The sequence below is a fragment of the Sphingobium salicis subsp. salicis genome, from assembly GCF_049472635.1.
GTDB lineage: Bacteria > Pseudomonadota > Alphaproteobacteria > Sphingomonadales > Sphingomonadaceae > Sphingobium > Sphingobium yanoikuyae_A.
In genome coordinates this window covers 3,859,860-3,873,158 of the sequence record NZ_JAYRCS010000001.1, presented here as the reverse complement: position 1 = coordinate 3,873,158, position 13,299 = coordinate 3,859,860, and the positions used below count along the sequence as shown (strand labels likewise).

Below are 13,299 nucleotides of genomic sequence, written 5' to 3'. Positions count from 1 at the left end.
TATGTCGTGCCCAACGCCTGACGTGGGTGCGGGGTCGTCATCCTAAATAGGATTGCCCGGTGACATTGAAAAGAGGCCAATTGCCAAAAAATGGCAGTTTTCTGCGATTTTGCGGGTGCGAACAGGATCGTTTCGCACCCGCATAAACCTGATCGAGATATTGTCCCGACGCGCCATCTAGCGCGTTGGGAAACAAGCCTTAATGGCGGAAGTGGCGCATGCCGGTGAAGACCATCGCCAGGCCCGCTTCGTCTGCTGCGGCAATGACTTCCTCGTCACGGATGGAGCCGCCCGGCTGGATCACCGCCGTCGCGCCGGCTTCCACTGCCGCCAGCAGGCCGTCGGCGAAGGGGAAGAAGGCGTCGGAGGCGACCGCCGAACCGATGGTGCGCGGTTCGCTCCAGCCCGCCTTCTCAGCGGCATCCTTCGCCTTCCAGGCGGCGATGCGGGCGGATTCCAGACGGTTCATCTGGCCCGCGCCGACGCCGGCGGTGCTGCCGCCCTTGGCATAGACGATCGCGTTCGACTTCACATGCTTGGCTACGGTCCAGGCGAACAGGCAGTCCTTCAGTTCCTGCTCGGTCGGCGCGCGCTTGGTCACGACCTTGAGGGCATCGCGGTCGACCTTGCCATTGTCGCGGCTCTGGACCAGCAGGCCGCCGGCGATGCTCTTGACCATCAGGCCGGGACGGGCCGGATCGGGCAGTTCGCCGGTCAGCAGCAGGCGCAGATTCTTCTTCTTGGCAAAGATCGCCTTGGCTTCGTCATCGGCGTCGGGCGCGGCGACGACTTCGGTGAAGATGCCGCTGATTGCCTCGGCGGTCGGGCCGTCGAGCGGGCGGTTGACGGCGATGATGCCGCCAAAGGCCGATACGCTGTCGCAGGCGAGCGCGGCTTCATAGGCTTCGATCAGCGTCTCGCCGGTGGCGACGCCGCACGGATTGGCATGCTTCACGATGACGACGGTCGGCGGGCCGTCGCGGAATTCGCTGACCAGCTCCAGCGCCGCGTCGGCGTCGTTATAATTATTGTAGCTCAGTTCCTTGCCCTGGATCTGCCTGGCCTGGGCGATGCCGTTCGCGGTCGGGCCGTTGGGCAGGTAGAGCGCGGCCGACTGGTGCGGGTTTTCGCCATAGCGCAGCGTGGTGCTGAGCTTGCTCGACAGCGACAGGCTCTCGGGGAAGGCGACGCCCTGGTCGGCGAAGGCGAACCAGCTGGCGATCATCGAATCATAGGCGGCGGTGGCGGCATAGGCCTTGGCCGCCAGCATCCGGCGGAATTCATAGCTGGTGGCGCCGCCCTTTTCGGCCATTTCGGCGATAAGGCGGGCATAGTCGGTCGGATCGGTAACGATCGCGACACTCTCATGATTCTTCGCGGCCGAACGGACCATCGACGGGCCACCGATGTCGATATTCTCGATGATCTCGTCGCGGTCGGCGCCCTTGGCCACGGTCGCGGCGAAGGGATAGAGGTTGACAACCACCAGGTCGATCGCGCCGATTTCATGCTCGTCCATCGACGCGACATGCTCGGCATTGTTGCGCACGGCCAGCAGGCCGCCATGGACCTTGGGGTGCAGCGTCTTGACGCGGCCGTCCATCATTTCGGGGAAGCCGGTCAGTTCGGAAATATCCTTCACGGCCAGGCCCGCCTCGCGCAGCGCCTTGGCGGTGCCGCCGGTCGACACCAGTTCGACGCCATGCTGGCCCAGTGCCTGACCCAGTTCGATGAGGCCGGTCTTGTCCGATACGGAAAGGAGGGCGCGCTTGATGGTGACGTCGGTGGTCATGGGGATGCTTCCTGCTGTTCGGGATGCCGCTTCAGGCTTGCCGCAGCCCTCTAGTCGCGCGCGGCGCAAAAATACAGTCCTCACGCGCAGGGAATTTCCCGATCTTGCGGGCTTTTGCCGCTACTGTATTGTGATTGCATAACAGTTGGGGGATCTGACATGCACTATCTGCTCGCCGCCACCGCCTTGCCCTTGCTCGCCGCCTTTCCGGCGCTGGCGCAAATTCCGACGCCGGAACGGGCAGTTACCGATCCCAAGAGCCTGACCTCACCGGTCAATCCTGATGCCCGCGCCGTGCCACTCGCCGATATCGGCGCCTCGCGCAGCCTGTCGAGCGCGGCGTGGAGCGCCGACGGCAAACAGATTTTCGTCGCCACCAACCTCACCGGCCGCACCAATATCTGGCGCACCGACACCGCCGGCAGCTGGCCGGTGCAACTGACCCAGTCGGACGATGCCCAGACCGGCCTCGCCGCCTCCGCCGACGGCCGCTACCTGCTGTTCCAGCAGGATGTCGGCGGCAACGAATATAGCGACATCTACCGCGTGCCGGTGAGCGGCGGCGCAGTCGAGAATCTCACCAACACGCCCGACCGGCGCGAAAGTGACCTGCTGGTCGGCCCCAGCGGCGGCCTGGTCGCACTCGTCACCAAGCTCAAGACCCAGGGCCAGTCCAATGTCGCGGTGATGGACGGGGCGGGCAGGGTACGCGACCTCACGCAGGAGGCCGACCCGCAGTTCAGCTGGTCACCGGTCGCCTGGATCGCGGATGGCAAGGCGCTGATCGCCAACCGTATGCGGATCGATTCCAAGGTCAGCGAAATCTGGCGCATCGACGTCGCCAGCGGCAAGGCGGCGAAATTGCTCGGCAAGGCCGACACCGTCTATGCCGCGACCGATGCGAGTGCGGACGGCCAATGGATCGCCGTCTCCACCGATGAGGGCAGCGGCCAGATTCATGGCGGCCTGCTCGAAGCCGCCACCGGCAAATGGCGCTGGCTCAAATCCACGCCCTGGGAACAGGTGCCGGCCAGCTTCACCCGCGACGGCAGGGCGCTCATCTTCCGCATCAACGCCGACGCGCGCAGCACGCTCTATCGCTTCGACCTCGCGAGTGGCGCCGAAACCCCGCTCGCCATCCCGCCGGGCGTCAATTATCTGGTCGGCAGCGAGCCGCGCTCGCCCGACGGCGCCCTGCTGATGCTCAATCATTCGGGTGCCGACGCGCCGGCCAATCTCTATCTCTATGACCTTGCGGCCGGCGCTGCGCGCCCCGCGACGCAGCTTGCCATCGCCAGCCTCCAGCCCGCTGCGCTGCCCAAGTCGGATGTCGTCACCTACAAGAGCTTTGACGGTACGCTGATCAGCGCGATCGTGACCATGCCCGCCAATCTGAAGCGCGACGGCAGCAACCCCGCCATCGTCCTGCCCCATGGCGGCCCCACCGGTCAGGCGCAGGATGGTTACAGCCGCTACGCCACCGCCTTTGCCAGCCGCGGCTATGTCGTGATCCAGCCCAATTTCCGCGGCTCGACCGGCTATGGCAAGGCATTCCAGGACGGCAACGTCAAGGATCTGGGCGGCGCCGACCTCAAGGACACGGTCGCGGCCAAGCATTTCCTGGTCGATAGCGGCTATGTCGATGCCAAGCGGGTCGGCATCTTCGGCGGCAGTTATGGCGGTTTCATGACCCTGATGGCGATCGGCCGGGCGCCCGACGAGTTCGCCGCCGCCGTCCAGTGGTTCGGCATCATCAACTGGCGCACCATGTATCGCGACCAGGATGAGGAGCTGAAAGCCTATCAGCGTAGCCTGCTGGGCACGCCCGACAGCGATCCCCAGGTCTATGACGCCGCCTCGCCGCTCACCTATATCCGCGCGGCGAAGGCGCCGTTGCTGACCATCCAGGGCGAAAACGACATTCGCGTGCCGCGCGGCCAGGCGCAGGAGGTGCATGACATCCTCAAGGCCAAGGGCAATGTGGTGGAGACGATCTTCTACCCGGCCGAGGGCCATGGCTTCCAGAAGAAGGAGAATCAGCTCGATTCGCTGACCCGCACCGTCGCCTGGTTCGATACTTATCTGAAGTCGTCGCCTGTCCGCTGAAAGGGCTAGCGGCCCGGCCGCTGAAAGTGGCCGGGCCTGAGAGCGAGGTCGTTGATTGGTAGCAAACAGGCCTCGGGTCGCCCCTCTTGCATGCGCCCTTGTCCGGGCCGTTCATAGGAAAAAACGGACATCGATAGCCGGCCGAACAATAGCGCCCGCGTGATGGCCAATGCGATGCGGGTCAGCCGACCCGCTTGAACAGCCAGCCGATGCTGGAGCCGCCCGGCAGCGCTTCGCTCGTGACCACCAACTGCCTTGTGGGGTGGGGGCGGCCATCGCCATCGATCCACAGGCTATCCTCGACGCTCAGCACGCCGGCGCCGGTCCGGAACTGCCACAGCGCGCCCAGCTCGATCCGCAGCAGCGCGCCCTGGCTGTCGGCGGTCAGGGTCGGTTCCACGCCGGGCGCCAGATGGAAGCGCAGCTGCACCGGCCGCTTGACCGGCTTCTTGCCGCGCGTCGCCGGGGTCAGCATATCCTCGCCGCGCACTTCCTTGCCATCGCCGCTCATCATCAGCAGCCGGCGGTGGACATAGCCCATGCGGCGGACATAGCCGTCATGGCTCAGTTCCACGCGGCTGCCATTGTCCAGCTCCTGCCGGTTCAGCTCGACCTCGGTCACGCCCTTGCCTAGCGTGCCGTCGGGCATCAGCGCGGTCGAATTGCTGTCGTCCAGCACCAATGTGCTGTGCGCCGCGGTGGAGCGTAGCGCCTGGGCCAGATCGCGCGGGATATAGGCGCCTTCCAGCGCTGCGCCGCCGCAATTGATCACCAGCCGCAGCCGCCCGTCGCTGATCTCGATCGCGCCGGTGGAGGCGCAGCCGGCGGCCGCCAGGCGCGCGACCGGCGGCGGCGCCGCATCGATCTGCACCACCGTATTGCCCGCGCTGATCCGCTGATAGCCCCAGTCGCGCGCCTGGCGCAGCGGCCGGGTCCGCACCCGGCTGGCCTGCACCAGCGCCTCGACCATGTCGGGGTCGACCGCACCCGCGCCCTGCCAGTTTCCCAGCCCCCCGTCGCCATGGGTCAGGCCCAGCAAGGCCGGCACCGCGCGGCTCAGTCCGTCGATCAGGAAGCCGGGCACCTGTTCGCGCCGCACCTCATAGACCGCGACCACCATCGCCAGCAGCATCACGCCTTCCAGCTGCGCCAGCGGTGACCGGGAAATAATGCCGCCATCGGCATGGAAGGCGCTGTCGATCGCGCGCTTCAGGCCCGCTTCGCCGAACAGCTTGCGCGGATTGCCGCCGGGCATCAGCATCGACGCCGCGACGATCCCGCCCCAGGCGACCAGGCGCGGCAGGCCCGGCGCGGCCTTGTCCGCGCTCTGGTCCAGATGGCGCGCGGTGCGGGCGATGCAGTTGAGCACCAGCGACCGATAGACCAGGTCGCTCGACGACAGGATCAGCGGGGCATGGGCGGTCCAGAACAGCAGCCGCCAGGCCGCATTGTCGGCGCGCCAGGCCGGGTCGCTCGGCGTTTCGGCATGGGCGGCCAGCCATTTGCGCATCAGCGCCTCGGCCACCGGCGCGCCCTGCTCGCGCGTCGCGGCGGTCGACAGGTCGCGCAGCCAGCGGAAGCTGTGCAGATAGTCGGTGAAGGCCGGGCCGACCGCCAATTTGCCGAAATCGACCGTGTCGATCGCCAGCTTCTGGCCCCGGAACAGGAAATAGCCGGCACGAATCGCCTGGCCGGCGCGCGGGTCGCCGGGCACGACATCGTCCGGCACCGCCAGCAGCTTGAGCGGATATTTGCCCTTCAGCCGCCGGCTGTGCAGCGGCGTCTTCCAGCTCAGCCGATAGAAATGATTGGCGATCCGCTCGGCCAGCGACAGGCCCTTGTCATCCGCGACGCGGATGAGCCGCTTGCCCTGTTCGATGCCGTCGTCGGCCGGGTCATGACCGGCCTCGACCGCGACAGGGGAGGACTGGCGCCGCTGGTTCGTCACCCGCCCCGCAGCGTCCTGATATTGTCGGCATAGGCGGCCGGGCCGCCACGGAAGGTCGCGGTGCCGGCCACCAGCACGTCGGCGCCCGCCGCGATCGCCTTGGGCGCGGTGGTGATGTCGATGCCGCCATCGACCTGCAGGCGGATGTCGCGGCCGCTCTTCTCGATCATCTTGCGGCACGCCTCGATCTTGCGCAGCTGATTCTCGATGAAGCTCTGGCCGCCGAAACCGGGATTGACGCTCATCACCAGGATCAGGTCGATATCGTCGATCAGATAGTCCAGCATCTTGGCCGGGGTGCCGGGGTTCAGCACCACGCCGGCCTTCACGCCCAGCGACTTGATATGCTGCACGGTGCGGTGGATGTGTGGGCCGGCCTCGGGGTGGACGGTGATGATGTCGGCGCCGGCCTGGGCGAAGGCGTCGAGATACTGGTCCACCGGCGAGATCATCAGATGCACGTCGAACGGCTTTTTCGTGTGCGGGCGCAGCGCCTTCACCACAGCCGGGCCGATGGTGATGTTGGGCACGAAATGCCCGTCCATCACGTCGATATGGATCCAGTCGCAACCGGCTTCGTCGATGGCGCGGACTTCCTCGCCCAGCCGTGCGAAATCGGCGGACAGGATGGACGGAGAGATTAGAATGGGATGGGTCATTTGACCGCCCGCATTAGCCCTCCCTTGGGGCGAGGGCAACGCATGATTTGCGCGGTGCGGCGATGAGTCGCATCAGGGGATGAAGAAGGTCGTGGGTTCCAGTCGGACCGGCGCGCCGACATCCTTGGGCAGCCATTGCTTGACCCCGTGCAGCGCCACCGTTTCGCCGTCCAGCAGCACCGGCGCGGCGATCAGCCGCATCGCGCAATCGCTGCCGTCCGGGCGGCGAATGTCGACGTCCAGGGTGAAGCCGCGCTGGTGGCGGATGGCATAGGCGCGTAGCCGCTCCATCGCCTCGCGGCTGTCATGGGCATAGAGCGACACTGACAATGGCCGGGGCACGATGCTGCCCGGCTCCAGCCCGAATATGTCATAGACGCCTTGGGTCCAGCTGATGCTGTTGTCGGCCAGATTGCAATGCCACAGGCCCAGCCCCCGGTCGGCCAGCGCCGCCTCATTCCCCGCAATATCCTGGTCCAGAACCACCGGCGCGAGATGCTCGCGCAGGTCGTAGAGTGGCCAGCTATGATGCAGGGGCAGGGGTTCGGTCGGACGCAAGACGGGCCTTTCCAGCGAAGGGCCTCACCTTAAGCCCCTCATGGTTAAGCCTTAGTTCCCGATGCGCACGATCCTTGCAACGAAAAAGCCGTCGGTGCCGCCCTGCTCCGCCAGCGTGTCGGGCAGGGTGCGCAGCCAGCCGTCGGCGCTGGGCGCCATGCCTGTGGGCAGTTCGCCTGCCTGCACTGGCCGGACCTGAAAATCGGGGCGCACCGCCAGGAAACGGGCCATCTGCGCCTCGCCTTCGGCCTGTTCCAGCGAGCAGGTGGCATAGAGGATCGTCCCGCCCGGCTTCACCCAATCGGCGACGCGGGCCAGCAGTTCGCCCTGCAGGTCGGCCAGTTCCGCGATCTGGCGCGGGCCGATGCGGTGCAAAACGTCGGGATGACGGCGATAGATGCCGGTGGCGGTGCAGGGCGCATCGAGCAGCAGCGCATCGACCGGCGCCTCGGGCGCCCATTGGCGCAGATCCGCCTGCACGACATCGGCCGACAGGCCGGTGCGCGCCAGATTTTCGCTCAGCCGCTCCAGTCGCTTTTTCGACTGGTCGACCGCGGTGACGGTCCAGCCGGCGGCCGCCAGTTGCATCGTCTTGCCGCCCGGCGCGGCGCACAGGTCCAGCACGGTACGGCCTTCGCCCGCACCGAGCAGTCGGGCCGGGCAGGAGGCTGCGATATCCTGCACCCACCAGGCGCCCTCGGCAAAGCCGGGCAGCTCGGGCACGACCGCCCCCTCGGGCAGGCGGACATGGCCGGGCGCAAAGCTGGTGCCGCCCATCGCCTCGACCCATTTGCCGGTCTCGGCCGGATCGCGCAGGCTGACATCGACCGGCGGGCGCACGGCATAGGCATGGGCGGCGGCCAGCGGCATCGCCTCGCCCCATTGTCCGGCCCAGCGTTCGGCGACCTCGGCGGGCAGGGTGGGCGGCACGGGCAGGCTCGGCTCGGCGCGGGTCACGGTGCCGAACACGCCATGGACCAGCTTGCGCGGTCCGCCATCGACCAGCGGCAGCGCGGTGGCGATCGCCGCATGGGGCGCGGTGCCCAGCGCCAGCACCTGGATAAGCGCGATGCGCAGCACCATGCGCGCCTTGGCATCGTCGGGCAGGGGCTGCTTGGTCGCGCCGTCGATCAGCGCGTCGAGATCGGGCAAATGGCGCAACGTCTCGGCGACGATGGCATGGACCAGTGCGCGGTCGGCCCGATCTGTCAGCCCCTGGGTCGCGCCATGCAGCGCGATTTCCAGCGGGTCGCCCCGACGCAAGACGGCGTCCAGCAGCTTCAGGGCAGCGCGGCGCGCGGGCAGGCCGGGGACATCATCGGCGCGCGGGGCACCGGAACGAGCGTTGGGACGACGGGACATCAGCGGCCCCTACGCGCTTTCCGCTCCGCGCGCAAAAACTCAGTCGCGTCCGTGCGGGTCAAGGGCGCTGCGGCGCGGCTTGGGCGCTGCCACCGGAGACAGCGCCGATGCGCGCGTCGAAGTCTGCGACGGCATAGTCATGGGCGGCGGGCCGTCCTTCTGCCCCATATCCTGCGCGATTTCCTCCAGCGCGGCGATGCGCTTCTCGGTCGCCGGATGGGTGGAGAACAACTCGCTCACATGCACCGGCACGATATAGAGCTGCGCGGCGGCGGGATTGCGCTCGGCCACCGGGTTGGGGATCAGCTCGGCCCGGCCGGAAATCTTGGCGAGGGCGGAGGCGAGCGCGCGCGGATTGCCGCTGATCTCCGCGCCGGCCTGGTCCGCGCCATATTCGCGGGTGCGGCTGATCGCCATCTGCACGATCATCGCGGCAAAGGGGGCGACGATCACCGCCAGCAAGGTCGCGATCATGTTGCCATGGCCATTTTCATTGTTACCGCCGCCCCGGAAGAAGAGGCCGAAATTGGCCAGCATCGAAATGGCGCCGGCAATGGTTGCCACCATCGTCATGATCAGGGTGTCGCGATTCTTCACATGGCCCAGTTCATGCGCCATCACGCCTGCCACCTCGTCGCGGGTCAGCATGTTGAGCAAGCCGGTGGTCGCCGCCACGGCGGCATTTTCCGGATTGCGGCCGGTGGCAAAGGCGTTGGGCGCGTCCTGGTCGATCACATGGACGCGCGGCATCGGCAGGCCGGCGCGCTGGCTCAGCGCCTGGACCAGGCCGTAAAATTCGGGCGCGCTCTGCGCATCCACCTCGCGCGCATTGTGCATGGACAGCACGATCTTGTCGGCGTTCCAGAAGGTGAACAGGTTCATCCCCGCCGCCACCAGCAGGGCGATCACCGCGCCGCCGCTGCCACCCAGCGTATAGCCCAGCGCCATGAACAGCGCCGTCAGCGCCGACAACAGCATCACCGTGCGAAAACCACTCACTTGCACATCGCTCCTTTGCGGCCCAGATAGCGGGCCTTCTACTGAATATGGGGTTGCCGCGCGCGCTCCGCAATCGAAAGGCCCGACATGGGACATTTCAACGGCAAGCGCCCGGCGCATGTGAAGGCGCCCGAGCATCTCTCCAAGAGCCCGCCCGTGCCCCAGCCCGACCCGGTCGACCAGCAACCGGTGCTGGACGAGGAACTGAGCCCGGTCCGCTATGGCGACTGGGAGCGCAAGGGCATCGCCATCGATTTCTGATCTGGCGCCTTCTAATCGGCCAGCGCTGAACGCAACTTGTTCGGCTTGCCGACGTTTCAGCACATATTCCGCTGGCCCGTGCCCGGCTAGCGGGCGAGCGCGACCCCTTGCTCTGGCCTTTCCGGCTGGGTCTGCGCAGATTCAGGGGCATGAGGAGTATGCGGGGCGTGAGCGCGGAATTGGCGCAGGACGACAAGGTGACGAAGCCGGTTACGGCCTATGCGCCGGAAGATGCGGCATTATTGTGCGGTATCGGGCGATTGGTTTGTGCTTGGACGATGTTGGAGCACAGTCTGGAAGCACGGCTGGCCGAGTTGCGCGAGACCATGGGCGATGTCCGCACCGTGGGGGCACGCACCCGGCCTACGATGACGAAGCTGATGACCGAATTGCGCACGACCGTCGCCATGCGGGACAGGCGCAACGCGGCCGGGCTGACCGAAATTGCGGAGGTCGAACGCGATCTCCAGCGGATCGACCGGTTTCGCGCCTTGATCATCGGCGGCTTTCAGCAACCCGCACCGGACGGCTTTCTTTGTCGCGACCTACGTAATAATGCTCAGCACGTCAGTCTGGAACATTTGGACGAAGAAATCGCCGCGCTTGAACAAGTGGCGCAGCGCCTGCTGAATATCTGACAGATAAAAGACAAGTAGTCGCACCACTTGACCTTTTCCTCCCGGTTCGCGATCCCCAGCGGACCGGTATCCATCGAGAACGGAGTCCCATGTCGAACAAGCCGATTCGCAAAGCCGTCTTTCCTGTTGCCGGTCTTGGCACGCGCTTTCTGCCCGCGACCAAGTCGGTGCCCAAGGAATTGCTGCCCGTGGTCGACCGTCCGCTGATCCAATATGCCGTGGATGAAGCGCGCGAAGCCGGGATCGAGCAGATGATCTTCGTCACCGGACGCGGCAAGGGCGCGATCGAGGATTATTTCGACATCGCCTTCGAATGCGAGATCACCCAGCGCGAGCGCGGCAAGGATCTGTCGGCGCTGGAAGGGACGCGCCTGGCGCCCGGCGATGCGGTGTTCCTGCGTCAGCAGGAGCCGCTGGGCCTGGGCCACGCCATCTGGTGCGCCCGTGACATCGTCGGCGACGAGCCGTTCGCCATCATCCTGCCCGACGAGTTCATGAAGGGGGCGCCAGGCAATGGCTGCATGAAGCAGATGGTCGAGGCCTATGAAAAGGTCGGTGGCAATCTGGTCTGTGCGCTCGAAATCCCGATGGACCAGACGCCCAGCTATGGTGTGATCGATCCGGGTGCCCGCGATGGCGCCCTGACCGAAGTGAAGGGCCTGGTGGAAAAGCCCAAGCTTGGCACCGCCCCCTCCAACCTCATCCTGCCTGGCCGCTATATCCTGCAGCCCGACGTCATGAAGATCCTGGAAACCCAGGAAAAGGGTGCCGGCGGCGAGATCCAGCTGACCGATGCCATGGCATCGCTGATCGGCAAGCAGCCGTTCCACGGTGTCACCTTCGACGGCCGTCGCTTCGATTGCGGTTCCAAGGCCGGCTATATCGAGGCGAACCTTGCCCTGGCGCTGGAGCGCGAGGATATCGGTGCCCATATCCGCGACTTCGCGAAGGCCGAACTGGCCAACTAGGGCATCATCGATCCGCAGGGGTGGCCGCTGGTCGCCCCTGCTGACCGTCAGAGCAGGCGGACGGCCTGTGCCAGCAGAATCCCGATGCCCGACAGGGTGATGGTGCCCCCGATTGCCAGCTGCAACGGGCGGACTAACTGCCGGATTGGCACACCGATGGCAGCTTCAATCTTGCTCATGCAAATCATTATCGCATAACGCGAGCGGAGAGTCACATCCATCTCTTCACTCACACTGATGCAGCGGATCGATCATCATTCGTGATTAGAAGTAATGAATGATCGGCATGACCGCGCTCAAATCAGTAACGCAACATCATGCTCAAACTGTCAGCTTCGCTGTCAACTTTGCACAGCGGGCGACACATAATCGGCGTCGTGGATGAACGGCAGCGCCGCATCATTCGCCAGCGCGGTCAGGATCGCGGCAAAGTCCGTCGCGCAGCGAAAACCCATCTGCCGCTCTGCCAGTCGCGCGTCATAGACCCGGCCGATCGAAGCCGGCAGTTGCCAGCCGCGCCGGGCATATAGCTCTGCGGCTTCGGGAAAATGCCGCGCGATCACCGCCGCCGCATCGCGTTTCAGTTCGACGGCTTCTTCCCGAACGAAGGGGGTTGGCGCGGAAACCAGATAGGTTTCGCAGCGCGCCGGCGGCGTCCGTTCCAGCGCGACCAGATGCGCCCGCGCCGCATCCTCGACCGTTAGCCGGCGATGGAGAAATTCATTGGCCTTCAGATTCTGCCCTGACAGGCTGGCGTCCGTGTCGTCATCTTCCGGGAAGAAGCGGGCAGTGCGCAAGATGGTGCAGCCGATGCCGCGTTCCAGTTGCTGCACCCGGCACAGCCCCTCGGCCGCCAGCTTGGTCACGCCATAGATGTTGCGCGGCTCCAGCGGCCCGCTCTGCTCGTCGAGCCACACTGCCGCGTCGCCGGCCTCGTCGCGCACCGCCTGGCTGATCATCAGCGACGTGGTGGATGTCATGACGAAGCGGTCATGCCCCGCCGCGACCGCCGCCTCCAGCAGGTTGCGCGTGCCGGTGACATTGACGTCGATGAAGGCCTGGGCGGGGTAGCGGGCGATGTCCGGCTTGTGCAGCGCGCCGCCATGGATCACCGCCTCGATGCCGCGTTCGGCAAAGATCCGATCGACCAGCGCCCGGTCGGCGACCGATCCGATGATGTCGGTGTCCCGGCCCGGCGCGACGTCCAGGCCGGTCACTGCATGTCCCGCCTTGCGCAGCATCGGCGCCAGGAAACGGCCCAGCCAGCCCGACGATCCGGTCAGCAGGACATGCATGTCAGTTCAATCCCTGTGGAAAGGACCGATCAGAAGGGAACTTCGTCGTCCAGGTCGTTGTCGAAGTTCGGGCCGCCCTGACCGCCGCCCGAGGCGCGTCCGCCGCCAAAGCCGCCACCCTGGTTGCCGCCGCCCGAGGAGCGCCCGCCACCAAAGCCGCCACCGCTGTTGCCGCCGCCGAAATCGTCATAATCGCCGCCGCCGAAGCCGCCGCTGCTTGCGCCCCAGTCGCTGACGCCCTGGTTGCCGCCGCCCGACGAGCGACCACCGCCATAGCCGCCGCCCTGGCCACCACCGCCACCCGGCGCGCCGTCCAGCATGGTCAGCACCGCGCCGGGGCCGGACAGGGCGACTTCGGTGGTGTAACGGTCATTGCCGTTATTGTCCTGCCACTTGCGAGTGCGCAGCTGGCCCTCGATGTAGATCTTCGATCCCTTGCGCAGGAAGCGTTCGGCGACGCCGACCAGGCCTTCGGAATTGATGACGACGCTATGCCATTCGGTGCGCTCCTTGCGCTCCCCCGACATGCGGTCCTTCCAGCTTTCCGAGGTCGCAATCCGCAGGTTGCAGATCTTGCCGCCATTCTGGAAGCTCTTCACTTCCGGGTCGGCCCCCAGATTCCCGATGAGAATGACCTTGTTGACCGAGCCTGCCATGATTCCTCCGAAAGCACTAAAGGCGCCGTTATAGAAGCCTCGCCTTGGCGGTAAAGA

13 protein-coding genes are annotated in these 13,299 nt (G+C 66.1%); 4 read left to right on the top strand and 9 right to left on the bottom strand.

The genetic code is table 11. The features are described 5' to 3' along the window. Window positions 1-199 precede the first annotated feature (199 nt). Window positions 200-1,792 (bottom strand): bifunctional phosphoribosylaminoimidazolecarboxamide formyltransferase/IMP cyclohydrolase, encoded by a 1,593-nt coding sequence (purH, locus tag VHN57_RS18720; RefSeq protein ID WP_278986274.1) that lies wholly within the window; start codon window positions 1,790-1,792, stop codon window positions 200-202. Between the two features lie 159 nt (window positions 1,793-1,951). Between purH and VHN57_RS18715 the strand changes: the two genes are divergently transcribed. After that, the gene (locus VHN57_RS18715) at window positions 1,952-3,898 is read left to right on the top strand and encodes a S9 family peptidase (RefSeq protein WP_278986272.1); all 1,947 of its coding nucleotides are present in this window, start codon (window positions 1,952-1,954) and stop codon (window positions 3,896-3,898) included. Between the two features lie 181 nt (window positions 3,899-4,079). Here VHN57_RS18715 and VHN57_RS18710 read toward each other — a convergent pair whose 3' ends face one another. The 5 genes from VHN57_RS18710 to htpX all read right to left on the bottom strand — a co-directional run bounded on the left by VHN57_RS18710 (window position 4,080) and on the right by htpX (window position 9,403). Beyond that, the gene (locus tag VHN57_RS18710; RefSeq protein ID WP_278986270.1) at window positions 4,080-5,846 is read right to left on the bottom strand and encodes a heparinase II/III family protein; all 1,767 of its coding nucleotides are present in this window, start codon (window positions 5,844-5,846) and stop codon (window positions 4,080-4,082) included. Then, window positions 5,843-6,505: a ribulose-phosphate 3-epimerase gene (gene rpe, locus VHN57_RS18705; RefSeq protein ID WP_278986268.1), complete on the bottom strand. Its 663-nt coding sequence runs from the start codon at window positions 6,503-6,505 to the stop codon at window positions 5,843-5,845. The genes VHN57_RS18710 and rpe overlap by 4 nt, the downstream gene beginning before the upstream one ends. A gap of 72 nt (window positions 6,506-6,577) precedes the next feature. Then, entirely contained in the window at window positions 6,578-7,063 is a 486-nt protein-coding gene (locus VHN57_RS18700) for a hypothetical protein (protein WP_004208871.1), read from the bottom strand. Window positions 7,064-7,114: 51 nt separating this feature from the next. Next, entirely contained in the window at window positions 7,115-8,425 is a 1,311-nt protein-coding gene (locus tag VHN57_RS18695) for an RsmB/NOP family class I SAM-dependent RNA methyltransferase (protein ID WP_278986266.1), read from the bottom strand. Between the two features lie 39 nt (window positions 8,426-8,464). Next, window positions 8,465-9,403 carry a zinc metalloprotease HtpX gene (gene htpX, locus VHN57_RS18690; RefSeq protein WP_423286059.1) on the bottom strand — a complete coding sequence of 313 codons (939 nt, stop codon included), beginning with the start codon at window positions 9,401-9,403 and terminating at the stop codon, window positions 8,465-8,467. Between the two features lie 108 nt (window positions 9,404-9,511). Here htpX and VHN57_RS18685 point away from each other — a divergent pair, with 108 nt between their 5' ends. The 3 genes from VHN57_RS18685 to VHN57_RS18675 all read left to right on the top strand — a co-directional run bounded on the left by VHN57_RS18685 (window position 9,512) and on the right by VHN57_RS18675 (window position 11,291). Next, entirely contained in the window at window positions 9,512-9,685 is a 174-nt protein-coding gene (locus VHN57_RS18685; RefSeq protein ID WP_010338697.1) for a DUF1674 domain-containing protein, read from the top strand. Window positions 9,686-9,843: 158 nt separating this feature from the next. After that, window positions 9,844-10,323 (top strand): hypothetical protein, encoded by a 480-nt coding sequence (locus VHN57_RS18680; RefSeq protein ID WP_159367291.1) that lies wholly within the window; start codon window positions 9,844-9,846, stop codon window positions 10,321-10,323. 89 nt (window positions 10,324-10,412) lie between these two features. Beyond that, complete coding sequence (locus VHN57_RS18675; protein WP_010338699.1) at window positions 10,413-11,291, top strand: UTP--glucose-1-phosphate uridylyltransferase; 879 nt, start codon at window positions 10,413-10,415, stop codon at window positions 11,289-11,291. 47 nt (window positions 11,292-11,338) lie between these two features. On the opposite strand, the gene VHN57_RS18670 is transcribed toward VHN57_RS18675, so the two are convergent. The 3 genes from VHN57_RS18670 to ssb form a co-directional block, all read right to left on the bottom strand. Next, complete coding sequence (locus tag VHN57_RS18670; protein WP_268746431.1) at window positions 11,339-11,470, bottom strand: hypothetical protein; 132 nt, start codon at window positions 11,468-11,470, stop codon at window positions 11,339-11,341. Between the two features lie 162 nt (window positions 11,471-11,632). Beyond that, window positions 11,633-12,586, bottom strand: a complete 954-nt coding sequence (locus tag VHN57_RS18665) for an NAD-dependent epimerase/dehydratase family protein (RefSeq protein ID WP_278987199.1) — start codon at window positions 12,584-12,586, stop codon at window positions 11,633-11,635. 29 nt (window positions 12,587-12,615) lie between these two features. Further along, window positions 12,616-13,242 (bottom strand): single-stranded DNA-binding protein, encoded by a 627-nt coding sequence (gene ssb, locus VHN57_RS18660; RefSeq protein WP_048938122.1) that lies wholly within the window; start codon window positions 13,240-13,242, stop codon window positions 12,616-12,618. Between the last annotated feature and the right edge of the window lie 57 nt (window positions 13,243-13,299).